The sequence below is a fragment of the Streptomyces glaucescens genome, from assembly GCF_000761215.1.
Classification (GTDB): Bacteria; Actinomycetota; Actinomycetes; order Streptomycetales; family Streptomycetaceae; genus Streptomyces; species Streptomyces glaucescens_B.
Genome location: NZ_CP009438.1, coordinates 4,072,836 through 4,096,612 on the forward strand (window position 1 = coordinate 4,072,836; position 23,777 = coordinate 4,096,612).

Consider the following 23,777-nt stretch of genomic DNA (forward strand, 5'->3'; position numbering starts at 1 on the left):
CCGGGTCACCCCCCGGCGCCCTCCCCGCCCCCGCACGCCCGCCGCGCCGCCTGCGCGCCCGCCCTGCCGCCTGCGCGCCCGCCGCCCGCTGCCGCGTGCCCGGTGTCCCCAGGCCCGCAGTCCGGCCTCCGCGTCCGCCGCGCTCTTCCGCGCCCCGCCCCCGACGCCCACGGCCTGCGCCCGTGCCTCTACGGCGCCTTGCGCCCGCGCCCCGGCGCCTTGCGCCCACGCCCCCCACCGGCCCCTTGCGTCCGCGCCCCACCGCGCCTACGCCCGCGCCTCCGGCGCCTTGCGTCCGCGCCCCGCCGCACCTACGCCCGCGTCTTCCGCCGCCTTGCCTCGGCCGTCGCCCCCCACGGGACATGTCCACCCGGCCCGAAGCTCCCCGTCCCAGGCCCTCCGCCCACGCCCATAACGCGGGTACCCCGTGCCGGCACCCGGGCAGGGTGCGCCGGCGCCCCGCGGGACGCCGTCGGCTGCGTGCCGCGGTGCCGCGGTGTGAAAGGTGGCGCAATACAGGCGTTGTGTCCGCGCCACGTGTGGCGCAGCCTGTCTCATATGGGAGCGCTCCCAATGCATCCCCACACCGCAGCTCCCCACCTGTCCCCCCGCATCGGAAAGAGGGAGATCGGCCTTGCGCCACGCACTGACATGTCATGATCACACCAAACCGCGCGCCGGATTCCGTCCGGCTCTCCTCCTGAGCGTGCTCGCCGCCCTGCTGATCAGCCTGGTGCCCGGGGCCGGGACGGCGGCGGCGCACGGCTCGGTCGTCGACCCCGCGTCCCGCAACTACGGCTGCTGGCTGCGCTGGGGCAGTGACTTCCAGAACCCCGCGATGGCACAGCAGGACCCCATGTGCTGGCAGGCGTGGCAGGCCGACCCCAACGCCATGTGGAACTGGAACGGCCTGTACCGCAACGGCTCCGCGGGCAACTTCCAGGCGGTCGTCCCCGACGGCCAGCTCTGCAGCGGCGGACGGACCGAGAGCGGCCGTTACAACTCCCTGGACGCGGTCGGTCCGTGGAAGACGACGGACGTCCCGGCCAACTTCACCCTGCGCCTGTACGACCAGGCCAGCCACGGCGCGGACTACTTCCTGGTGTACGTCAGCCGCCAGGGCTTCGATCCCGCCACCCAGCCGCTGCGCTGGAGCGACCTGCAGCTCGTCACCCGCACCGGCAGGTACGCGCCCAGCCAGAACTACTCGATCGACGTACGCACGTCGGGCCTGAGCGGCCGGCACGTCGTCTACACGATCTGGCAGGCCTCGCACATGGACCAGACGTACTTCCTGTGCAGTGACGTGAACTTCCGCTGAGCCGGTCGTCTTCCCGCCGGGTGCGCAACGCGCCGGACGCGCCGTGCCCGCCGGACGCGCCGTGCCCGCTGGACGCGCCGTGCCCGCCGGACGCCCCGTGCCCGCCGGGCGCCCCGCGCCCGGCGGCCGTCCGGAGCCCGTCGTCCGGATCGTCCGGGCCTGGCGGGCCCCGGCACGCACATCCGCGGCGACGCCGCCGGTCACCGGTCGGAACGTTCGTGCTCCTGCCGCCGCGGGCGGCGCGGGCGCGGCGGGCCGGCCGGCGGACCGCCCGGGAGGGGGTCCTGCCGGAAGGGGGCGGACGGGCCGGGGCCGTCGGCCGGTGACGGCAGCCCGAGCAGCCGCGCCATGGTCGCGGCGGCCCGTACGGCCGCGTCGCCGCAGCAGTTGTTGAACAGGACGTGCAGCTGCCCGACCCGCTCGGCGGCGCGTTCCAGCCGCGGCACCCACTCGGCCAGTTCGTCCTCGTCGTACGCGTGCCGGAACCGGTCCTCCTTGCTGCCGGTCCCCCAGGCGGTGCTGCGCCCGTGGAACCGCACGACGGACAGCCGGGGCGAGGTGACGTGCAGGACCGGGGGAAGGGAGGACGGCAGCGACTGGACCATGTCCACGGCGACGGCCGCCATCCCGTGCCGGGCGAGCAGCGCGCGCGTGTCCTCCGCCCGCTCCGGGCGCCACCAGTCCGGGTGCCGGAACTCCACGGAGACGGGCCACCCCTGCGTCCGCCGCGCGGTGTCCGCGAGGAACGCCTCGGCCCGGGCCCCGGGCCGGAACCACGGCGGGAACTGGAACAGCACACCGCCCAGCCGCCCCGCCCGCCGCAGCGGCGCGATCCCCGCCGCGAACCTCGCCCACACCGCGTCGAGCACCTCCGGGTCCCGGCTGTCGGCGGGCAACCCGTCCGGCATCACCGCGGTCCGTGTGGGGTGCCCGGTGAGCAGGGAGAACGCCTTCACGTCGAACACGAACCCGTCCGGTGTGCGCTCCGCCCACAGCCGGCTGTTCCGCTCGCCCGGCAGGGCGTAGTAGGAGGCGTCGACCTCCACGACCGGGAACCGCTCGGCGTAGTGCCGTAACCGCCCCTCCGCGTCCCGCCGGCCCGCCGGATACCAGCCGCTGCCCACCAGCTCCCGGTCGGTCCACGAGCACGTGCCCACGAGGATGTCACCCATGGGGGCCGGTTACCCGGCCCGGCGGGAGACAGGCCGCACCCGCCCGCGGCGCCCCCGTGGCGGTTAGGATCCGGGACATGGCCCTCACGCTGAGCGACGTCGACCGGTTCGAGGCGGCCAGGCCCCGGCTGGAGGCCATCGCCTACCGCATGCTCGGTTCCGCGAGCGAGGCCGAGGACGCCGTGCAGGAGACGTACCTGCGCTGGCAGGCCGCCGACGTCGGGCGGATCGAGGTGCCCGAAGCCTGGCTGACGAAGGTGCTCACCAATCTGTGCCTCAACCAGCTCACGTCGGCCCGCGCGCGCCGTGAGACCTATGTGGGCCAGTGGCTGCCCGAGCCGCTGCTCGGCGGTGACCCGATGCTCGGCCCGGCCGACACCGCCGAACAGCGCGAGTCGGTGTCGTACGCCGTGCTCGTGCTGCTGGAGCGGCTCTCCCCGAACGAGCGGGCGGTGTACGTCCTGCGGGAGGCCTTCGGCTATCCGCACCGGGAGATCGCCGACGTCCTCGACATCAGCGAGGCGGCCAGCCAGCAGATCTTCCACCGGGCCAGGAAGCACGTCGCGGCCGGCAAGGCGCGTACGGAGATCGACGAGTCCGCCGCCCGGCGGGTCGTCGAGGAGTTCCTGGCCGCCGCCACCAGCGGTCGGACCGAGCCGCTCGTGCGGCTGCTCACCGAGGACGCCACCTCGATCGGCGACGGCGGCGGGAAGGTCCCGGCCCGCGCGAAGGCGTTCGAGGGCGCCCTCGCGGTGGCGACGTTCCTGCGGGGCCTGTTCAAGCCGAGCAAGGCCAAGCGCGCCCTGGTCGGCGGTTCGCCCGAGGTGTACGCGTCGACCGCGAACGGCGAGCCCGCCCTCGTCGTGGTCCTCGACGGCCGGGTCATCGGGGTCATGTGCCTGGAGGTCACCGAGGAGGGCGTCGCCGCCGTCCGCAGCCAGGTCAACCCGGACAAGCTGGAGCGGGCGACCCGGCACTGGTTCGCCACCGACCACGGCGAGCCCCTGCTCACCGCCGCCTTCTGACGGGCCCCGCCCGACCGTGTGACGCCCCGCGGCGTCACCGTCCACGCCCTCTGCCACTGTGACGCGCTTCACACCGCAAGCCTGTCAGCGAACGGCGGGCTCCCCGGTTCAAGGGTCGAGTCCGCTCAAGACAGGAGCCAGGAAATGCAGCAGCGCATCATCGTCCTCGGAGCCGGATACACCGGAGCCATCGCCGCCGGGCGTCTCGCGAAGCGGCTGCACCGCGACGACGTCGCGATCACCCTCGTGAACGCCGAGCCCGACTTCGTCGAACGCGTCCGCATGCACCAGCTCGCGGCCGGCCAGGACCTCGCACCCCGGCCCTTCTCCGAGATGTTCGCGGGCACCGGCGTCGAGCTGAAGGTCGCGCGGGTCACCGGTGTGGACGCCGACCGCAGGACGGTCACCGTCACCGGCGCGGACGGCACTGAGGAACCGCTGGAGTACGACACCCTCGTGTACGCCCTCGGCAGCGGCTGGAACGACGGCGGTGTCCCCGGCGTCACCGAGCACGCCCACGAGATCGCCGGCCGTCCCGGGGCGCTCCGGCTGCGCGAGCGCCTGGCCCGCCTGGAGGCCGGACAGACCGTGGTCGTGGTGGGCGGCGGACTCACCGGCCTGGAGGCCGCGACCGAGATCGCCGAGGCCCGCCCGGACCTCGACGTCGCCCTCGCCGCCCGCGGCGGCCTCGGCGACTGGCTGTCCGACAAGGGGCGCGCCCACCTGCGGACCGTGTGCGCCCGGCTCGGCATCACGGTGCACGAGCACACCGCCGTGACCGCCGTGGCCGCCGACCGCGTCACGACCGCCGACGGCACGGTGATCCCCGCCGCGGTCACCGTGTGGACCACCGGCTTCGCCGTCCACCCGATCGCCCGGGCCACCACCCTGGAGGTCACCGGGACCGGCCAGATCGTGGTCGACCGGACCATGCGCTCGGTCTCGCACCCGGACGTCTACGCCATCGGTGACGCCGCCATGGTGATGGGCCCCGGCGACAAGCCGCTGCGGATGTCGTGCGCCTCGGGCGTGCCCACCGCCTGGCAGGCGGCCGACGCGATCGCGGCCCGCCTGACCGGCGGGAAGCTCCCGAAGGTGCCCCTGCGCTACTTCAACCAGTGCATCTCGCTCGGCCGCCGCGACGGCCTCATCCAGTACGTCACCGCCGACGACCGGGCCGTCCGCGCGGCCCTCACCGGCCGCCTCGCCGCCCGCTACAAGGAACTGATCTGCAAGGGCGCGGCCTGGGGCGTCGCCCACCCGCTGATCGGCCTGCCGACCCGGCCCCGCCGCGTCACCGCGCAGCCCGTCAGGACGGACCGGACCGACCGGACGGACCCGGCGGCCCGGACGGCGGCGTGACCCACCCGCCCGTGGGCGCCCCGCCCCCGGGGCGCCCGGCAGGGCCCGCGGACCGCCCGGTCAACGCGCGGCACCGCACGCCTCGGCGGCCCGGCGCAGGACCGTCTCCGCGTCGTCGACCATCCTCCGGACGATCTCGCCCGCCGGCAGGACGTCGTGGACGAGGGCCGCGGACTGGCCGGTGAACGGCAGGAACTCGTGCCCTCGCCCGTCGAGCACGGCCTGCACGAGCCGGGGACCGACCTCGGCCGGACGCACCCGCTCGGGGTGGGCCTCGACCTCCTCCAGGAACGGCGTGCGCAGCGACCGGGGGGAACCGTAGGCGTCGGGCCGGGAGAACGGCGGCATGAACCGGGCGCTGTGCACCGGCTTGAAGGTGTCGCGCGCCTCGGCCGCGACGATCCGGTCCTTCCATTCCTGGGCGATGCCCATCTCCACCGAAGCGAGCAGCCGCGTCCCGACGGCCACGCCCTGGGCGCCCAGGGCGAGGGCCGCCGCCAGCCCGCGGCCGTCGGCGATCCCGCCCGCGGCGACGACCGGGGTGTCTCCCGCGATGTCCACGACCTGGGGGACCAGGACCATGGTGGACACCTCGCCGCCCTGGCCGCCCGCCTCGCCGCCCTGGGCGACGATGACGTCCGCGCCCGCGAGCACCGCCTGCTCGGCCTGCCGGACGTCCATGACCTGCTGGATCCACCGGATGCCCGCGTCATGGGCGCGCCCGATCAGATCGGCGGGCACCCCCAGGTGGAAGGAGATCGCGGCCGGGCGTTCGTCGAGCGTGGCCCGGAACGCCTCCTCGTCGAGCGGCCGCAGGGTGTGGTTGACGGCGAACGGGCGGTCGGTGAGCTCCCGCATGCGGGCCCACTGCCGTCGCAGGTCGGCCGGCGGGCGCACGGCGGTGCCCAGGCTGCCGAGGGCGCCCGCCCGGCACACGGCGGCGGCGAGCTCCACCTGCTCGTACGGCCCGTACGGTGCGCCGATGACGGGCACGTCGATCCCGAGTACGTCGCACAGCCGCGTCCGCAGCATCCCTGCCTCCCACCGGACTCCACCGCACCACCGGCCGGTGGTCCCCGGCCTCCCGTTCATCGTGCCCCGGTGACCCGTGCGCCGCACGGCGGGTGCGGGACGCCCGGGACGGGCGCCCGCGAGCGCCCGCCTCTCACGAACCGGCGGTGTCTCGTCACCCGCACCGTCACGCCGCACGGCCGGCGGCGCCCGTGCCGGAAGGCCGGGTGTGCCGCCGCATCCGTGCCCCGATCAGGGCCCGGACCGCCACGCCGGGGTTGATCAGGACCGACGGGTCCGCCGCCCGCATCGCGAACAACGCCATCCGGCGGGCGAGGTCCGGGTCCGTGACGGCCGCCGCGCGGACCGCCCGCTGGAGCGCGGTGGGCGGTCCGGCCAGGGCCTCCCGGCGGCCCAGGTCGTCGTACCCGTCGATGAAGCGGTGCGCTCGGCGGTAGGCGCGCAGCGCGTGCCGCGGGTCCCCGCCGTCCGCCAGCGTCCCGGCCGTCGCGTCCGCCAGCCACACGGCACTGCGGAACGCCCAGCCGCAGCCCACCGCGGGGACCGGGTCCGAGGCGGTCGCGGCGTCACCGACGAGGGCCAGACCCGGCCGGGGCGTGGGAGGGCGGCGCACGCACGGATAGTCGGTGGTGCCGATGAGGTGGGACACCTGCCGGGCGCCGGTGAGCGTGGGTCCGTCCGGCAGGCGCCGGACGAACCGGTCGAAGGCGGCGGCCCGGTCGGCGGTGAACTCGGGAAGCCGGTCCTTGGCGGGGAAGACGCCCACCTGCGTCAGCCCGCCGTCGACGGGGATGCACACGGCGACGTCCGGGTCGAGGGGCCACACCTGGGCGTCGCCCGGGCCGTTCATGGCCGCCCCCTCGTAGTAGGTCCAGAAGAGGAAGCGGTGGTTCGGGGCCCGGTCCTCCGGCACGCCGGCGAGCCGGGCGACCGTGGAGTGGTGGCCGTCCGCACCCACGACCAGCCGGGCCCGCAGCACGGTGCGCTCCGCCCGGCCGGCCGAGGTGACGACTCCCGTCACGGCCCCGGCGGAATCCTCGACGAGGCCGACCACCCGGTGCCCCGGCAGCAGGTCCACGCCCGCCGTCGCGCCGGCGATCTCCCGCAGCAGCGGGTCGAGGGTGCGGCGGCGCAGACTGATCGCCGGCGGGACCCCGCCGTCCGGCCGGGGCTCGACCCAGCCGGCCCGGGTCCACACGCCGAGCCCCGTCGTCACCGCCGCGCCGTGCGCGCGCATCGGCTCCCAGAAGCCCATGCGGCACAGGACGTCGTGCGCGCCGCCGAGCACGAAGTGCCCGCACAGCGTCTTGTGCGCGCCAGGACTGCGCTGCCGTTCGACCAGCGCCACCCGCAGTCCCGCCCGGCCGTACGCCGTGGCCGCCGTGCAGCCGGCGATGCTCGCACCCACGATGATCACGTCGTAGTCCATGACCGCCTCCATCGCCGGCGCCTGTCCGTTTCCCTGTCTTACGGCAGCGTGCGCCTGGCGGACCGACGCGGACATCGGTAGCGCCTGCCCATCCTCGCGGGCGCCCGCCTGGCTACCATCGAGAAGGTGACGACCGGCGTGGGTGCGCTGCGCGAGCGGGACGGCGAACTGGCGTCACTGGCCCGCTGGTGGGGCGAGACGGCTGCCGGCACGGGGCGGCTGGTGCTCGTCGGGGGCGACGCGGGCGCCGGCAAGACGGTGCTGATCCACGAGTTCGGCCGCCGGCTGAGCGGCGCCCGCATCCTCGGCGGCGCCTGCGAACCGCTCACCACGCCGCTGCCGCTCGGCCCGCTGCGCGACATGGCCGACAGCCTGCCCGCCCCGTTGCGGCAGGAGCTGACCGGCACCCCGGATCCGATGGCGGTGCGGCGCCTGCTGCTCGCGGAACTGGGCGGGGGCCGCGCTCCGGCCCTGCTCGTGCTGGACGACGCCCACTGGGCCGACGCGGCCACGCTGGACCTGCTGCGCTTCCTGGGCCGGCGCCTCGGGTCGTGCCCGGCCATGGTCGTCGTGGCCTACCGGCAGGACGAGGTCGGGCCCCGCCATCCGCTGCGGGTCCTGGCAGGCGACCTGGCGGCGCTTCCCGCGATCCGGCGGCTCACCGTGCCGCCCCTGTCCGAGGCGGCCGTCGCGCGTCTCGCGGCGGGTACCGGTCTCGACCCGGCCGAGCTGCACCGGCGTACCGGCGGCAACGCGTTCTTCGTGACGCAGGTGCTGGCCGACGGAGGGGCGACCGTCCCCGCCACGGTCCGGGACGCGGTGCTCGCCCGTGCCGCCCGCCTGGGACCGGGCGCCCGGGACGCGCTCGACGCCGTCGCCTGCCTGGGCACGCGGGCCGTCCCGTGGCTGGCCGAGGCGGTGTCGGGGCGGCCGTCCGGCGACCTGGACGAGTGCGTGGAGCGCGGGCTGCTCACCGCCGAGCAGGGCCAGGTCGCGTTCCGGCACGAACTGGTCCGCGTCGCGGTCCACGAGGCGATCCCGCCCGGCCGGGCGGCGGACCTGCACCGGCGGGCACTCGCCGTGCTCGCCGCCCGGCCGGAGGGCGAAGTGGAGCCCGCGCGGCTGGCCGATCACGCCCAGCGCGCCGGCGACCGGGCCGCGGTGCTGGCGCACGCGCCGCGCGCGGCGCGGCGGGCCTCCGCGCTGGGCGCCCACAAGGAGGCCGCCGCGCATCTGCGCCGTGCCCTCGGTGCCGGCCCGGGGCCGCCCTCCGCGCGACGGGCGGAACTCCTGGCGGAACTGGGCCGGCAGTGTCACCTCGCCGACGACCTCGACGCCGCGCTGGGTGCCTGGCAGGAGGCGGTCGCCGGGTGGCGCGCGGTCGGTGACGGGCGCCGGCGGGCCGGCGCGCTGGTCGGGCTCGCCGTCACCGCGGCCCATCTGGCGCGGGAGATCCCCCTCGGCGTGCGGGCGTGCGACGAGGCCCTCGGACTGCTGGCGGGCCGGCCCGGGCCGGAGTTCGCCCTCGCGTGCGCCGTGCGCGGGAAGCTGGCGGCCATGGCGTTCCGCAACGCGGACGCGGTCGCCTGCGGTGAGCGGATCCTCGCGACGGCCGACGGCCCGCCGGATGCGACGGCACGGGCCCTGGCCCTGCTGCCGGCCGGGATCGGCCGCGCCCAGGGCGGCGACCCGGCGGGCCTGGGGACGATCGCGCGGAGCGTCCGGCTGGCGTGCGAGGCGTCCGCCTACGACCAGGCCGGACTCGGCTACTTCTGGCTCCAGCTGATCTGCGTGACCCGCCGCTGGTACCGGGAGGCGGAGCGCTGGTACGGGGAGGCGCTGGCCTTCACCGACGAGCACGGCCAGGAGGTCTGGCGCCAGTGGCTGCGCGCCTTCCGGTCGCGCGCCCTGCTGGACCAGGGCCGGTGGGACGAGGCCGAGGCCCTGGCCTCGGAGGTGCTGCGGACGGCCGGCGCGGACGACGGGCGCAAGATGCTGAGCATGGTGGTGCTGGGCCGGCTGCGCGCCCGCCGGGGCGACGCCGATCCCCTTCCCCTGCTGTCCCGGGTGCGGGCGACCATGGTCACCGCCGAGCCGTACGTCGGCTGGATCATCGGCGCGACACCGGCCCTGGCCGAGGCCGAGGCGTACGCCGACCACCTCGGCCGGCTGCCGGGGATCGTCCGCCCGGCGCTGGCCGCCGCCGTCGGGCAGGGCGAGCCGTGGCTGGTCGGTGAACTCGCCCACTGGCTGGCCTGGGCGGACGGCCCCGCCCCGGTGCCGCCCCGGGCGGCCGAGCCGTACCGGCTCCAACTCGCGGGCCGGTGGCGGGAGTCGGCCGAGCGCTGGCAGGAGACGGGTTGCCCCTACGAGGCGGCGCTCGCCCTGGCCGGGTCCGCCGACGAGGTGATGCTGCGGGACGCGCTCGCCCTGTTCGACCGTCTGGGCGCCCGTCCGATGCGGGACGTCACCGCACGCCGGCTGCGCCGCCTGGGGGTGCGTGACATCCCGAGGCGCCCCACGGGTCCCGCCGGCCCGGAAGGGCTCAGCCTGCGCGAGCACGAGGTGCTCGGTCTGCTCGCCGACGGCCTGCGCAACGCGGAGATCGCCGAGGAGCTGTTCCTGTCCCGGCGCACCGTGGAGCACCACGTCGCGGCCGTGCTGCGCAAGCTCGCCGTGCCGAACCGCCGGGAGGCGGCGCGCTACGCCCGGCGGCACGGCGTGACCGTCCGTTCACGAGGATGACGGACAGGTACTGAATCGGCGTCAGGACTGGTGATTTAGCTCACTGTCCCCGGGTCTTGTGTGTCGTCCGCGCCCCAGAGAGCGCTTAATACGATGGGCCATCCCTGAGGCGGATGTGCCCCTTGTGACTTCTGGTGGCCGTAGTGGCCTTTCTCTGGGGTGGATCTCTTCGTGAGTCGACGTAAAGGGCATGCGTACAGACCGTTGAGCCTGAAGCGACGGGCGTGGCTGACGCTCGGCGCGGTGGTGCTGGGCGGAGGAGGCATGGCGACGTACGCGTCGGCCAGCGACTCCTCCGTCCCGCCCGCCGAGGGGCAGGAGAAGCGGCCGGTGCGGGTCTATCACCTCGCGCTGAAGGGGACCGAGCCCGGCGAGCGTGAGCTGCCGCGCACGGAGACCAAGCAGTTCTCGCTGGTCGGCGTCACCTGGACGGGCGCGGCCAGGAAGCTCGAAGGCACGGCGCAGGTGCGCACCCGCAGCCTGGAGACCGGCGCGTGGAGCCCGTGGCGCGACCTGGAGGTGGACCTGTCCCCGCCGGACGAGCCGGAGGCGGGCATGCGGGGCGCGTCCGCCCCGATGTGGGTGGGCCCCTCCGACGGCATCGAGGTGCAGGTCGTCCACGAGGACGGCTCGACCGGCGCGCTCCCCAAGGGACTTGACGTCAGCATGGTCGACCCCGGCGTGGTGACCGAGGCGGAGACGAGGATGAGCCCGCCGCAGCCGGCCGCGTTCGCCGTCCAGCCCGGCCTGGCGCCCGCCTCGTACACCTCGGCGAGCGCGGAGACGGGCGTCCTGCCCCAGCCGCCGGTCACCACCCGCGCCGAATGGGGCGCGGACGAGTCCCGCAGCCCCGACCCGTCGGACTACAACACGGACGTGAAGTCGGTGTTCGTGCACCACACGGCCGGCGCGGACTACGACTGCTCCGAGTCGCCGGCCATCGTGCGGGGCATCTACGCCTACCACACCGACCCGGCGCCCCAGGGCAACGGCTGGAACGACCTCGGCTACCACTTCCTGGTCGACAAGTGCGGCCAGATATTCGAGGGCCGCAAGGGCGGCATCGACAAGCCGGTGCTCGGCGCGCACACCTACGGCTTCAACCGGGAGTCGACCGGCATATCCGTCCTCGGCAACTACGTCTCCGGCAGCGCCTCCGACGCGGCCCTGGAGTCCGTGGCCCGGCTGGCGGCGTGGAAGCTGAGCCTGCACGGCGTCACCGACCCGGCGGGCACGGTGGAACTGACCGCGGGCGCGACCCAGAAGAACTACTTCGGGACCTCCTTCACCGCGGGCCAGAAGTACGTGTTCAACCGCATCTCCGGCCACCGCGACGGCTTCAACAGCGAGTGCCCGGGCAACTCCCTCTACGCCCAGCTGCCCACGGTCCGCTCCTGGGCGGCCGGCCCGGTCCAGGACCTGAAGGTCACCTCGCTCACCGGGGCCACCGCGAAGGGCACGACGTACTACACCAAGGGCGCGGTCACCGTGCGCTGGTCGTCGTCCACCCCCGCCTCGCTGATCACCAGGTACGAGATCCTGGTCGACGGCGCCGTCGTCGCCACCACCTCGGGCGCGGGCTCCGCCAAGGCGGTCTCCCTGGCCGCGGGCGACCACACCGTGGCCGTGCGCGCCGTGCACCAGTCGGGCAAGGCGGTGGAGACCGCTCCGACGACCGTCGTCGCCGACACCACCCTGCCCACGCTCACCACGCCGAAGCTGGCCCTGCGCATCGGCACGGTCAGCACCACCGCCGTGCCCGTCACGCTCAGCTGGAAGGCGACGGACGACAAGGCGCTGCTCAACACCAAGCTGCTCTCCCCGGCGACCGCCACCTTCAGCGCGGCGGCCACCCTCTCCAACCGCACCGCGAAGCCGGGCGCGGCCGCCACCTGGTCGATGCGGGCACAGGACTACGCGGGCAACTACCGTGACGCCTCCGCCGCCTACACCCCGGTCATCCTCCAGGAGACCTCCGCGGTGAAGACGGGCACCTGGACCACCCGCTCCTCCACCAGCTACCTGGGCGGCACGTCCTACTCCAGCGGTTCGAAGGGCGCCAGCCTCTCCTGGACCTTCACCGGCCGCTCCGCCTCCTGGGTGGTCTCCCGGGCCTCCACCTCCGGCCAGGTCTACGTCTACGTCGACGGCGTGAAGGTCTCCACGGTGGACCTGAAGTCGTCGAGCACCCTGTACCGCCAGGCCATCTGGACCAAGACCTGGTCCACCAGCGCCAAGCACACGGTCAAGATCGTCGTGGTCGGCACCACCGGCCGTCCGACCATCACCACGGACGGACTGGTCTACATCAAGTAGCCGAAACGGTCCGCCTTTCGGCACCCGTGGGAACGGCGTCGTCACCCGGGACGACGCCGTTTCCCTTTTCCCTGCCTGTGCGTGCGGCACAGGCCCGCGCCGCGGCGCGGGACCAGCCGCCGCGCGCCGCCGACACCGTCACCGGTGCCGCGCCTGACGACGACGGGGGCGGCCGGTGTCCCGTCGGCCGCCCCCGTGTTCGCCTGCGCCTCCCGTGGAGGCATCAGCCACCCACGTACCAGCTGAATCCGTCATTGCTGGCGGCGACCGCCAGCAGCACGAGCCAGAGCACGACGTCCACGACGCCGAGGATGATGCCCGCCTTCGCCATCCCGGCACCGCTCTTGACCCCGGCCTGGCGGCGCGCGACGGCACCGAAGATGATGGCCAGCGGGCCGAGCACGATGTTCAGGAAGAACAGCCCGACGACACCACAGCACAGACTCGCGATCGCCAGACCATTCGTGCGCGATCCGGAGGAAGCGGCAGAGGAACTGCCGTAACTCGCCATTGCATACTCCCGGTTGTCGTAGACACGGACCGGACGGGCGCCCACCCTCACGTTCTGCTGACACTGAGGGTGCCCCTTCACGCCGCCTCCATGTCACCGGCCCGCCGAGTTCCTTCCTGCCTCCGGCGCGGCGCCCCCACGACCGGGTGACGCGCCTACGACTCCAGGTAGCGCAGGACCGCCAGGATCCGCCGGTTGTACCCGGTGGCGTGCGGCAGGTCCAGCTTGTCGAAGACGGCGTTGAGGTTCTTCTCCACCGAACTCAGCGACAGGTGCAGCTTCCCGGCGATCGCCGAGTTGGTGTACCCCTGGCCCAGCGCCTCCAGCACGCTGCGCTCACGCGGGGTGAGCCGGGCCAGCGGATCGCCGTGCGTGGTGCGGACGAGCAACTGCCGTACGACCTCCGGGTCGATGGCGGCGCCGCCCCCGTGGATCCGCTCCAGGGCGTCCAGGAACTCCTCCACCTGCGCCACCCGGTCCTTGAGCAGGTAGCCGACCCGTTCGGCGTTGGACGCCAGCAACTGGGCCGCGTAGTTGCGCTCGACGTGCTGCGACAGCACCAGTACGCCGACCTCCGGGAAGCGGTCGCGGATCTCCACGGCGGCCCGCAGGCCCTCGTCGGTGTGGGTCGGCGGCATCCGGATGTCGGCGACCACGATGTCCGGCCGGTGTTCCTCGACCTCCTCGAGCAGTGTCACCGCGTCGCCCAGCGCCGCCACCACCTCGTGGCCTTCGTCGGCGAGCAGCCGGACCAGGCCCTCCCGCAGCAGGGTCGAGTCCTCGGCGAGGATCACGCGCATGGCAGCTCCGCGGAGATGGTCGTGGGCCCCCCGAGGGGGCTGTCGATGTGCAGTACGCCGTCGAGCGCGGCCACCCGGTCGCGCAGCCCGGCCAGTCCGCTGCCGGCCGGGTCCGCGCCGCCCTCGCCGTTGTCCTCGACCCGCACGGTGAGCCGCGCCCCGGTGAGCGCCACCCGCACCTCCATGGCGGTGGCCGAGGAGTGCTTGGCGGCGTTGGTGACGGCCTCGGACACCACGAAGTAGGCCGCCGTCTCCACGGGTTCGGGCAGCGGCGCACCGACCTGGAAGTCGACGCGCAGCGGGATCCCGCACCGCGCGGCCACGCCGCCCAGCGCCTCCTTCAGGCCGAGGCTGTCCAGCGCCGACGGGTAGACCCGCCAGGCCACTTCGCGCAGTTCGGTGAGGACGCCCTGGGACTCCTCGTGCGCCTGGCGCAGCAGTGCGTCGGCCCGCTCGGGGTCGCGGCTGCGGCGGGCCCGGCCGAGCAGCATGGCCAGTGCGACCAGGCGCTGCTGGACACCGTCGTGCAGATCGCGTTCGATGCGCCGTCGCTCGGCGTCCACCGCCCGCACCACCGCGGCCCGGCTGGCGGCGAGTTCGTCGATCCGCTGCCGGAGCAGTTCCCGCTCGGACGGGCCGAAGCACTCGCGGGCGGTGCGGGCGTCGAGGGCGGCCAGCGAGTACAGGCCCTGCACGTCGAGGAAGAGCAGGACGCCGCCGAGCACCACCTGGGTCAGCAGGTCGTCCCAGCCGATGCTGCCCCGTGCCACTCCCAGCACGAGCAGTCCGGCCAGGACCGCGCCGAACCCGAGCAGCCCGGTCACGACGGCGCACAGCAGGCCCGAGCAGCAGCGGACGGCGAGGTAGCGCAGGATCTTCCGGTCGGAGGCCGTGTAGTGCTCGGGGAAGCGGTCGCCGAAGAACACCGCGCGGCGCAGCCGTTCGAGGGCGGCCAGGCGGCGCGCCCCGGCCATCAGGACGCGGAGGGCGTCGGGGCGGGTGCGCGGCCACAGCAGGAACGGGCCGAGGGCGGCGCCGGCGACGAGGAAGCAGAGGGAGCCGAGCAGCGCGGTCGCGCAGCCGAGGAGGACGCCCGGGCCGCGGCGGCGCCGCGGGGGCGGCGGTGCGGCGCTCCGGTCGTCCTCGGGGTCCGGGGCGCCGAGGGTTCCCGCAACTCCGTGGGACGCGGCGGCGGTCAGGTCCTCGCGCACAGTGTCCGAGCGTAGTGCGGCCGGACAGCGCGGGACAAGATCGTCCCGGGCTGCGGGGGCGGGCGCCGCCGGGGCGGCGGGGGAGGGGCGGGTGCTCACCGTGCGCGGCGGTGCTGGGCCCGGCCGCGGCCCTTCAGCCGGACCGCCAGCCAGGCGGCGAGGGCGACGACGACCAGGACCAGGACGGCCTTGCTGAGGTAGCCGACGTACACCTCCACCGCGTCCCACCGGTCGCCCAGCCAGTAACCGGCCAGCACCAGGACGCTGTTCCAGATCAGGCTGCCCAGCGTGGTGAGCATGATGAACACGGGCACCGGCATCCGCTCGACGCCGGCGGGCACCGAGATCAGGCTGCGGAAGATCGGCACCATCCTGCCGAGGAACACCGCCTTGGTGCCGTGCTTGGCGAACCACTCCTCGGTGCGCTCCAGGTCCGAGTCCTTCACCAGCGGCAGCTTCGCCCACAGCGCGTGCATCCGCTCCCGGCCGAAGGCCACGCCGATCCAGTAGAGGGCGAGCGCGCCGACCACGGAACCGAGCGTCGTCCAGAACAGTGCCGAGGCCAGGCTCAGCACGCCCTGCCCGGCGGCGAAGCCGGTCAGCGGCAGGATGACCTCGCTGGGCAGCGGGGGGAACAGGTTCTCCAGGGCGATGGCCAGGCCGGCCCCTGGGCCGCCGAGCGTGTCGACGAGGTTCGCGGCCCACCCCGCGATGCCGTCCGCGGGTTTCTGGGACAGCGTCAGCGTCGTGTGATGCATGGGGGGTCTCCAAGGTGCGGGTCGGTGGCGGTCGGTTGCGGGGCGGCCACCCCCGCTGCCCTTCAACCTAGGAAGCGCACTCGGGCGGCGGTATGAGGGTTGCCGTCCGGCCTGATGCTGTTCTCCGCATCGCCTACCCTGCGGAAAGCCTCAGGGTGCCCCGTGCGGCGCCGACCCGCCGTTGCCGGCCGCCTGTCCGCACCTCCTGGCCCGCCGGTTTTGCCCGTACGGGCCGGAAGGTGCCGGGACGCTCCGCCCGGTCTACTTCGGGTCGCGGGCGAACAGCGACTTCGACCAGAGGTAGCCGAGGACGGTCAGGCCCGCGCACCAGGCCACCGCCAGCCAGCCGTTGTGGCCGATCCCGGTGCCGAGCAGCAGCCCGCGCAGTGTCTCGATGGCCGGGGTGAACGGCTGGTACTCGGCGACCGGCTGGAACCAGCCGGGCATGGCGTCGACCGGCACGAAGGCGCTCGACAGCAGCGGCAGGACCATCAGCGGCAGGGCGTTGTTGCTGGCGGCCTCCGCGTTCGGGCTGGACAGGCCCATGCCGACGGCGATCCAGGTGAGCGCCAGGGAGACCAGCGCCAGCAGGCCGGCCGCGAGCAGCCACTCCAGCGCGGTGGCGTCGGTGGTCCGGAACCCGATCGCCACGGCCACGGCCCCCACGAGCGTAAGGCTCATCAGGCACAGGAGCACGCTGCCCACCACATGCCCGATCAGCACCGACTGGCGGTGGATGGCCAGGGTGCGGAAGCGGGCGATGATGCCCTCGCTCATGTCCATGGCGACGGACACGGCGCTGCCGATCGTGGTGCCGCCGATGGTCAGCAGCAGGATGCCCGGGACGAGATAGGCGACGTACTCGGAGCGGTCCGCCCCGCCGCCCCCGATACCGGCGCTCATCACATCACCGAAGACGTAGACGAAGAGCAGCAGCAGCATGACCGGGGTGAGCAGGAGGTTCAGGGTGAGGGAGGGATAGCGCCGGGCGTGCAGGAGGTTGCGCCGCAGCATGGTGGAGGAGTCGCGGACGGCGAGGGAGAGGGAGCTCATCGGGCGGTCTCCTGGTTCTGGTGGGGGACGTCGAAGCCGCCGGTGAGGGCGAAGAAGACGTCGTCGAGGTCGGGGGTGTGGAGGGTGAGTTCGTCCGCTTCGATGCCGGCGGCGTCGAGCCGGTCGAGGAGGGAGCGCAGTTCGCGCTGGCTGCCGTCGCTGGGGACGTGGAGGGTGAGCAGGTCGTCGTCGCGGGTGGTGTCGCGCAGGGTGGCGGCGGCGGTGCGGTAGGCGGTGGGGTCGGTGAAGCGGAGGCGGACGTGTCCGCCGGGGACGAGGCGCTTGAGTTGGTCGGGGGTGCCTTCGGCGGCGATGCGGCCGTTGTCGAGGACGGCGATGCGGTCGGCGAGCTGGTCGGCTTCCTCGAGGTACTGGGTGGTGAGGAAGACGGTGACACCGTCGGCGACGAGTGTGCGGATGATCTGCCACATGGTGTGGCGGGAGCGAGGGTCGAGGCCGGTGGTGGGTTCGTCGAGGAAGATGACGCGGGGGCTGCCGACGAGGGTCATGGCGATGTCGAGGCGGCGCTTCATGCCGCCGGAGTAGGTGGCGGCGGGCTTGTCCGCGGCGGTGCTGAGGTCGAAGCGCTCCAGCAGTTCCGTGGCGGTCCGGCGGCCTTCGCGCTTGGGCAGGTGGTGGAGGTCGGCCATGAGGAGCATGTTCTCGGCGCCGGTGATCAGGCCGTCGACGGCGGAGAACTGTCCGGTGACCCCGATCGTGGCGCGTATGGCCTGCGGGTGGGTGAGGAGGTCGTGTCCGGCGACGCGGGCCTCGCCGGCGTCGGGCGTGATGAGGGTGGAGAGGATCTTCACGGCGGTGGTCTTGCCGGCGCCGTTGGGTCCGAGGAGCGCGAAGACGGACCCGGCCGGGATGTGCAGGTCGATGCCGTCGAGGACGGTCTTGTCACCGTAGGACTTGCGCAGCCCGGTGGCGGAGATGGCGGCGGGCGGCTGCGGACCGTCCCCCTGAGTGGGCATGGGCATGACAGAGGAAGGCATGGGGGCCTCCGTTCGAAGGCTGGAGTGGGCTGTGTGTCGGGGGGCTGTGGGCCGGCGCGGTGGTGCGGGCGCGCTCAGACCTTGGCGCGGCGGATGTCGATGCTGCCGTGCTTGGTGCAGGCGTGGATCTTGACCGTGTCCTCGGTCCGCGCCGGGGACTCGGTCGCGGTGAGCGCGTTGCGCACCTGGCCGGAGTTCGAGCGCACGTCGAGCCAGGCGGCCGTGCCCTCGCGGATGCCGATGTCGATGGCACCGTAGGAGGTCTCCAACTGGACGGTGCCGCGCGCCACATCACCGACGCGCACGGTTCCGTGGGCGGTGGTGGCGGTCACCGAGTCCTCGGCGCGGCGGATCTCGATGTCGCCGTTGGCGTTGCTCACCCGCAGCTCGCCGGTCACGGCGTCGACGGTCGTGGTGCCGTGGGAGTTCTTCAGCACGGCGGGACCGTCGAGCACACCGATGCGCAGGCTGCCGGTGCTGGTGGTGATCTCGGCCCTGCCCTCGACCCGGTCCACGGTGATGGACCCGTGTGACGCGGTCAGGTGCAGCGGGCCGGTGGCGTCGAGGCGGACGTCGCCGGACGAGGTCTTGACGCGGGTCTCGCCGAGCCGGCCCTCGCCGAGCACCTGGGTCCAGGCGCCGGTCGCGTCGACGCGCGAGCCGGCGGGCAGCTCGACCGTCACGTCGACGACGCCGGTACGGCCGAACAGGCCCGACTTGGGTGTCGTGACGGTCAGTTCGCCGCCCGCGTACGTCACCTCGGTCTGCCCGGCCGCCCGCACGTCCAGGTCCTTCTTCGGGTCGCGGGGCCGCACCTCCACGACGGTGTCACGGCGGTCGCCCGCGGTGAACTGGAGGGAGCCGGCCTCCACGCGTGCGGTGACCGAGATCGCTTCGGGGGTGTCGAAAGAAGGCATGGCTGTCCCGTCCTCTTGAGTCTGTGGGCGTCCCCGCGTGGGACGTGGTGGCGGTGAAGTGGTGCTGGGAGCAGGGGAGGGAGGGGTCCGGCCAGGGCCTTGCGTTGGGATCAGCCCGGCTTGAGGCCCGGAGCTTCTCGACCGACCCGGGCGGGGTCAGATGCGAGTGCCAGGCCGCGCGACGCCGGGGTGATCCGAACGACAGGCCCTAGCGCACCCAGCCCGTGAAGCTCTGTCCGACGGCCTGGCTCTTCTCCGCCGTACGCGGCCGGGCGCCGCCGTCGACCGCCGCCGACACGGCGCGCACCAGCCACGCGTTGACCGAGAGCCCCTCACGGCTCGCGGCCTCCTCGGCGCGGGCCTTGAGGTGGGCCGGCAGCCGCAGATTGACCCGCGCGGTGCCGCCCTCGTCGCCCTCGGGCTGGACCGGTGCGCTGTACGGCTCGGCCGGCCCGGCCGGTTCCGCGAGCGCGCCGCCGTCGCCGGGCGGCAGTGTCACCACGAACTCCGGGTCGAGCCCGCGCAGCCGCACGTCGACCGAGCCGGGCGCCAGCTCGCGGGTGATCTCGTCCATGGCGGCGGACAGCACGTGGAGCATGGTCAGCCGCGTCGCCGACTCCAGCGGAGCGGTGAGCCTGTCGGCCAGCCGGCGCGCGTCGTCCCCGCCGGCTTCGGCGGCCACCGCGAGCTCACGGCGGAGGGTGTCGACATACGGGGTGAGGTCCATAGCGCCATCATGGCACCACAATGGCGCCATGCGCAAGCACCTATGGCGCCTCCTGTGGTGCCAAGGTCGAAGAGAGGCCTCTGACCAGCGGAAACGGGGCGGTGTCGGCCTGAGGCCGGGCGGCTGAGAGCAGTGCCACGGGGTGTCACCTGGCGCCAGATGGCATCACATGGCGCCACTCGGTGCCACCTGATGCCACCGCGTGTCATGGGGCGCGGAAGGAGAACGGGGAAGGCCCCGGCCGAGCGCTTGGCAGCTCGACCGGGGCCTTCCCCGCCCTCCTGAGGTGTCAGAAGAGTCCCTTGTAGCCCTGCCACCCGGAGGCGATCCTCACCGCGCCGGAGAAGGAGCCCCTGCCGTTGCCGCTGCTGCGCCACAGGTTGCCGGAGGTGTCCCGGGAGACGAGGTCCGCCCTCCCGTCCCGGGTGATGTCACCGACGCCGACGACAACGTCGTACGCCGCGCCCCAGTTGTCGTACACCTTCACGCGGGACGTGAACGTCCCGGTCCCCGTGCCGTTGTAGCGCCACAACTCGTTCGAGGCGTCCTGGGCCAGCAGATCCCCGTGGCCGTCCCCGTTCAGGTCGCCGGCCCCCATGAGCTTCTTGTAGCCCTTCCAGTTGTCGTAGAGCTTCACCCGCGCCGCGAGCCTGCCGCCGGCGGCGCCCTTGTACAGGTACACCGCCCCGGTGGAGGAGTTGCGGGCGATCAGGTCCGCCAGCCCGTCACCGGTGACGTCCCCCGGCGAGGTGAGCACGTTGTGCTGGTTCCAGCCCGTGCCCAGCGACACGTACGGCGTGGACGGCGTGACCGCCTTCCCGCAGCCCGGCCGGTACGCCCGCAGGGAGCCGTCGGCCATCCGCACCAGCACGTCGTTGCACTGGTCACCGTTCATGTCGCCGAACGGGACCGCCTTGACCGAGGCCGGCCAGCCGGAGCCGCTCGTCCTGCCCGAGAAGGCGCCCGTGCCCGAGCCGTGCTGGAAGGCGAGCGATCCGCCGGAGCTCAGCGTCAGCAGGTCGCCGACGCCGTCCGGCACCGACCCCGCGCCCGCGTGGTCCCTGGGCGCCGCCGTGCCGACGCGGGCGGCGGACTCGGCCGTCGAGCTCTGCCAGCCGCTCTTGCGGGCCGTGACGGCCACCGTCAGCTTCTTGCCGCGCAGTGCGGCGGGCACCAGGTAGGTGGAGGCGGTGGCCCCGGGGAGCACCTGGCCGTCGGCCTTCCACTGGTAGGCGTAGGAGTCCGGGACCGGCGTCCACGATCCGGGCTTGGCGGTGAGCCTGGAGCCCACCTGGGCGGTGCCGGTGATGACCGGGGCGGCGGTGTTCTCCAGCACGGGCGGGGTCACCGTGAAGGAGCCGCGCGGGTGCTGCCAGCCGTTGTGGGTGAAGACGCTGAGGTACCAGTCACCCGCGGTGAGCCCGGTCAGGTCCAGGACGGCCGTCAGGGACTTGCGGTCCGCGGCCACCGAGGTGGTGGTGGACTCGACCGACGTGCCGGACCGGCTGATCCGTACCCTGTCGTCCGCGTGGAGGGCCGTGCCGGTCACGGTCACCGTGACCTTGCGGCCGGCGGCGCCGCCGGCCGGCGTGACGGTGCCGACACCGATCTTCTCGGTGCCGCAGAGCGCGGACGAGCAGACCAGCTCCGCCTTGTAGGAGGTCCGCGACGCCTTCTCCGGCAGGCCGATGACCAGGATGCTCGGGGTCACGTCCGCCGAGTACGGCTCGCTCACGTAGCACTCGTAGCCGGTCGGGACGGCCAGCGTGCACGTGTGGTCCAGGCTCGGGTCGTACAGCGAGGGCACGGCGGTCTGCGTGCCGCCCGCGGTGTCACCGACCACGAAGTCGAAGCGGTCGGCGTACGCGGTGGGCAGCGCCGCGCAGACCGCGGTGTGCTGCTCGTCGAGGGTGCCGGTGACCGGCCCGTAGCCGTAGCTGACGTTCGGGACCTTCGCGCACTCGGCGGCCGGCCCGGCGGACGTCGCGATGCGCAGGGCGTCGAACCGGTAGGACGGGGCGGCCGGCAGGTTCGCCGGGACGGTGACGAGGACCTGGTAGCTGGTGGAACCGGTGACCGCGCACGCCTTGTTGCGGTTCGAGCAGGCGGCGTCGCCGTCCGCGTCGTAGGCCAGGAGGTTGGCGGTGCCCAGCGGGTCGCGCACGTCGAGGTGCAGGACGTCCCCCGCGTCGGCGGTGGTCACCCGGCGGCAGAGCAGCAGGCCCGGCGCCGCCGGGGTGCCGCCCGTGGACGGGCCGCCCACCGCGGTGGCGGGGTTCGCCGCGCAGCCCTCGGCGGTGGCGGTGACGTCCCGCCGGGCGAGGGTGTACTCGGCGGCGGCGTCGCTGCCGGTGACCAGCACCGTGTGCGCGGCGCCCGGGGTGAGGCGGCACGTCGTCCAGGTGGACCGGGAGGCCCAGACGCCGCACACCCGCTCGCCGCGGGCGTCCAGCACCGAGAACCGGGCGGTGGAGGTACCGGAGACGGCCCGCAGCTGGACGTTCTCCACCGCGCTGTGGTCGTCCGCCGGGATGGACAGGCAGTGCGAGAAGACGCCGCCGCCGGTGCTGAACCGCGCGGTGGCGCCGTCGGCGGTGAAGTCACCCGCCGGAAGGACCGGGCAGTCGCCGGCCGTGTCCGTACGGTGCAGCGCGATGCGGTAGGACCCCGTCGCCGGGTTCTCGTCGTCGGTGGACACCAGGGCGCGGAACGGGGCGGAGCCGGTCAGCGCACAGGTGCCCGCGCCGAGCGACTCCCCCTCGCACCGCTGGACACCATCGGCGTCGACGACCACCACGTCCGGTCGCGGGGCAGACCCGTTCACCGGGGTCAGCGCGGCCATCCGGGCGCCCTCGGGCAACGGCAGCGTCAGGCAGTCGATCTCGCCCACCGTGGCGAAGGAGCCCTGGTGGGTGCCGAGCACGGCCGGCGCGCAACCGGCGCTCGCGGCCCGGTCGACGACGAGGGTCGCGTGCTCGGTGAGCACCAGGTAGTCACCGGCGGCGGGAACCGGGCAGGGCGACTGCCACTGCTCGCACACCGTCTTCCCGTCGCCGTCGTACACGGCGAGGGGGGACCGGCTGCCGCCGCTCACCCCGTACACGCCGTACCGTCCCGCCGCCGGGGCGGTGAAGGTCTTGCAGCCGGTGGCGGGATCCACCGTGGTGGGCGCGGAGCCGTACGCGTTCACGGGGACGCGCGCACAGCCGACGGGGTCGGACAGCCGGCGGATCCGCACGGTGTACGCGGCGGGGAAGCCGCGCTCGGCCTCGCTGACGTACCCCAGCACCCGGTAGGGCCCGTCGCCGGGCAGTACGCATCCCTCGCTGCCGTCCTCGTCGAAGCGCGGACAGATGTGGGCGCCGGTCTCATCGGTGATCCAGTGGACGTACGAGCCGTACGCCTCCGTGCGGAAGCCGACCGTGATCCGCTCGCCGGGCTTCCCCGCGAAAGGGTGGCAGACGATACCGAGCGGGGACGCCGCGGAGCCGGTGACCGGGGGAAGGTCCCAGGACGTTCCCGTCTCCCGCGCACAACCGGTGTCGGTGGCCAGCGCAGTGACGGTCACGGGGATCTCGCGGGTCTCCCAGCCGCGGTTGACGACCTCCAGCCTGAACGCACCGGCGCGTGGCAGGACGCACCAGCCGGCGCCCCAGGCGGGGTCGTGGCAGTCGAGCCGGGTCTCACCGTCGAAGACCTGGGCGTAGGACTCGGCACTCGGGTCCTGCACCAGCACGCGGTGCAGGCCCGGTTGGGTGGCGGTGAAGCCGAAGCAGGCGCTGCCCTCGGCGGGGATCGTCGCCCGGCCCACCGCGGACCCCGGGTCCCCGAAGGGAGCGAGGGGAAGGGCGGCGCAGTCCTCGGCGGCAAAGGCACCGGACGCGGTGCCGGTGACGGCGCCGGTCGCGGTGCTCCCGGCCGCCTGCGCCGGCCCGGCCGGGAGCAGGGCCGTCAGCAGGACCGACAGGGCGAGAGTGAGCAGGAGAGCGGTGTACGCCGCGGATCTTCCGCGTGCGTACAGGCGATAGGGCATGGCAATCCCCCAGGACGGCGTCGAACGACGCAGGCGAGTACCGACGCCCTGCGCGACAGCGGAGCGTGTCGGGGGCGACGCACGGCGAAGTCACGCGAATGATCGCACAGCTGTGCCCAGGGGGATGTCCGTTCGGGGAACGACGGGTGAGCGGGGAGCGCGGAGTGGGGAGCGGGTGGCGGCGAGCGCAGAGCGCAGTGCGCGGAGCGGAGAGCGGGGTTGCGGGGCGCGGGGGTACGCCCCGAGACCGTTCCCCGGGCTCCGTGGACGCGCGCGACCGCCGCCGGCCCTCGGCGGCCGGCGGCGGTCGGCGTGTGCGGCGGGGCAGGACCCACGTGGCCGGAGGACGTCCGCCCGCCCGTCACGC

General features: G+C 74.2%; 17 protein-coding genes. 5 read left to right on the forward strand and 12 right to left on the reverse strand.

The features are described 5' to 3' along the window. Window positions 1-646: 646 nt before the first annotated feature. On the forward strand, window positions 647-1,321 hold the full coding sequence (locus SGLAU_RS17645; protein ID WP_043506739.1) for a lytic polysaccharide monooxygenase: 675 nt from the start codon (window positions 647-649) through the stop codon (window positions 1,319-1,321). Window positions 1,322-1,521: 200 nt separating this feature from the next. Here SGLAU_RS17645 and SGLAU_RS17650 read toward each other — a convergent pair whose 3' ends face one another. Beyond that, window positions 1,522-2,493, reverse strand: coding sequence for a DUF72 domain-containing protein (locus SGLAU_RS17650; protein ID WP_043502649.1), 972 nt, complete (start codon window positions 2,491-2,493; stop codon window positions 1,522-1,524). A 77-nt stretch (window positions 2,494-2,570) separates the two neighbouring features. Between SGLAU_RS17650 and SGLAU_RS17655 the strand changes: the two genes are divergently transcribed. Then, window positions 2,571-3,518 carry an RNA polymerase sigma-70 factor gene (locus tag SGLAU_RS17655; protein WP_043502654.1) on the forward strand — a complete coding sequence of 316 codons (948 nt, stop codon included), beginning with the start codon at window positions 2,571-2,573 and terminating at the stop codon, window positions 3,516-3,518. Window positions 3,519-3,662: 144 nt separating this feature from the next. After that, the gene (locus SGLAU_RS17660; protein ID WP_052413807.1) at window positions 3,663-4,880 is read left to right on the forward strand and encodes an NAD(P)/FAD-dependent oxidoreductase; all 1,218 of its coding nucleotides are present in this window, start codon (window positions 3,663-3,665) and stop codon (window positions 4,878-4,880) included. A gap of 60 nt (window positions 4,881-4,940) precedes the next feature. On the opposite strand, the gene SGLAU_RS17665 is transcribed toward SGLAU_RS17660, so the two are convergent. Then, window positions 4,941-5,912 (reverse strand): NAD(P)H-dependent flavin oxidoreductase, encoded by a 972-nt coding sequence (locus SGLAU_RS17665; protein ID WP_043502656.1) that lies wholly within the window; start codon window positions 5,910-5,912, stop codon window positions 4,941-4,943. 166 nt (window positions 5,913-6,078) lie between these two features. Next, the gene (locus tag SGLAU_RS17670; protein ID WP_159072787.1) at window positions 6,079-7,341 is read right to left on the reverse strand and encodes an FAD-dependent oxidoreductase; all 1,263 of its coding nucleotides are present in this window, start codon (window positions 7,339-7,341) and stop codon (window positions 6,079-6,081) included. A 126-nt stretch (window positions 7,342-7,467) separates the two neighbouring features. Here SGLAU_RS17670 and SGLAU_RS17675 point away from each other — a divergent pair, with 126 nt between their 5' ends. Together SGLAU_RS17675 and SGLAU_RS17680 are read left to right on the forward strand one after the other, a co-directional pair. Beyond that, window positions 7,468-10,086: an ATP-binding protein gene (locus SGLAU_RS17675; RefSeq protein WP_078957762.1), complete on the forward strand. Its 2,619-nt coding sequence runs from the start codon at window positions 7,468-7,470 to the stop codon at window positions 10,084-10,086. A gap of 210 nt (window positions 10,087-10,296) precedes the next feature. Next, the gene (locus SGLAU_RS17680) at window positions 10,297-12,402 is read left to right on the forward strand and encodes a peptidoglycan recognition protein (RefSeq protein ID WP_043506741.1); all 2,106 of its coding nucleotides are present in this window, start codon (window positions 10,297-10,299) and stop codon (window positions 12,400-12,402) included. Window positions 12,403-12,625: 223 nt separating this feature from the next. On the opposite strand, the gene SGLAU_RS17685 is transcribed toward SGLAU_RS17680, so the two are convergent. From SGLAU_RS17685 to SGLAU_RS17725, 9 genes are all read right to left on the reverse strand, one after another. Then, window positions 12,626-12,913, reverse strand: coding sequence for a DUF4190 domain-containing protein (locus SGLAU_RS17685; protein ID WP_043502661.1), 288 nt, complete (start codon window positions 12,911-12,913; stop codon window positions 12,626-12,628). A gap of 155 nt (window positions 12,914-13,068) precedes the next feature. Next, complete coding sequence (locus SGLAU_RS17690) at window positions 13,069-13,713, reverse strand: response regulator transcription factor (RefSeq protein ID WP_043502663.1); 645 nt, start codon at window positions 13,711-13,713, stop codon at window positions 13,069-13,071. Next, window positions 13,704-14,924: a sensor histidine kinase gene (locus tag SGLAU_RS17695; RefSeq protein WP_412556236.1), complete on the reverse strand. Its 1,221-nt coding sequence runs from the start codon at window positions 14,922-14,924 to the stop codon at window positions 13,704-13,706. The genes SGLAU_RS17690 and SGLAU_RS17695 overlap by 10 nt, the downstream gene beginning before the upstream one ends. A gap of 95 nt (window positions 14,925-15,019) precedes the next feature. Further along, complete coding sequence (locus SGLAU_RS17700) at window positions 15,020-15,682, reverse strand: DedA family protein (protein WP_043502665.1); 663 nt, start codon at window positions 15,680-15,682, stop codon at window positions 15,020-15,022. Window positions 15,683-15,943: 261 nt separating this feature from the next. Then, on the reverse strand, window positions 15,944-16,735 hold the full coding sequence (locus SGLAU_RS17705) for an ABC transporter permease (RefSeq protein WP_043502667.1): 792 nt from the start codon (window positions 16,733-16,735) through the stop codon (window positions 15,944-15,946). Then, on the reverse strand, window positions 16,732-17,733 hold the full coding sequence (locus SGLAU_RS17710; RefSeq protein ID WP_099052828.1) for an ATP-binding cassette domain-containing protein: 1,002 nt from the start codon (window positions 17,731-17,733) through the stop codon (window positions 16,732-16,734). Before SGLAU_RS17710 ends, SGLAU_RS17705 begins: the two co-directional genes overlap by 4 nt. 74 nt (window positions 17,734-17,807) lie before the next feature. Further along, window positions 17,808-18,650 (reverse strand): DUF4097 family beta strand repeat-containing protein, encoded by an 843-nt coding sequence (locus SGLAU_RS17715; RefSeq protein WP_043502670.1) that lies wholly within the window; start codon window positions 18,648-18,650, stop codon window positions 17,808-17,810. Between the two features lie 208 nt (window positions 18,651-18,858). Then, entirely contained in the window at window positions 18,859-19,377 is a 519-nt protein-coding gene (locus tag SGLAU_RS17720) for a toxin-antitoxin system HicB family antitoxin (protein WP_043502671.1), read from the reverse strand. Between the two features lie 289 nt (window positions 19,378-19,666). Beyond that, window positions 19,667-23,410 carry an FG-GAP-like repeat-containing protein gene (locus SGLAU_RS17725; protein ID WP_052413809.1) on the reverse strand — a complete coding sequence of 1,248 codons (3,744 nt, stop codon included), beginning with the start codon at window positions 23,408-23,410 and terminating at the stop codon, window positions 19,667-19,669. Window positions 23,411-23,777: the final 367 nt, after the last annotated feature.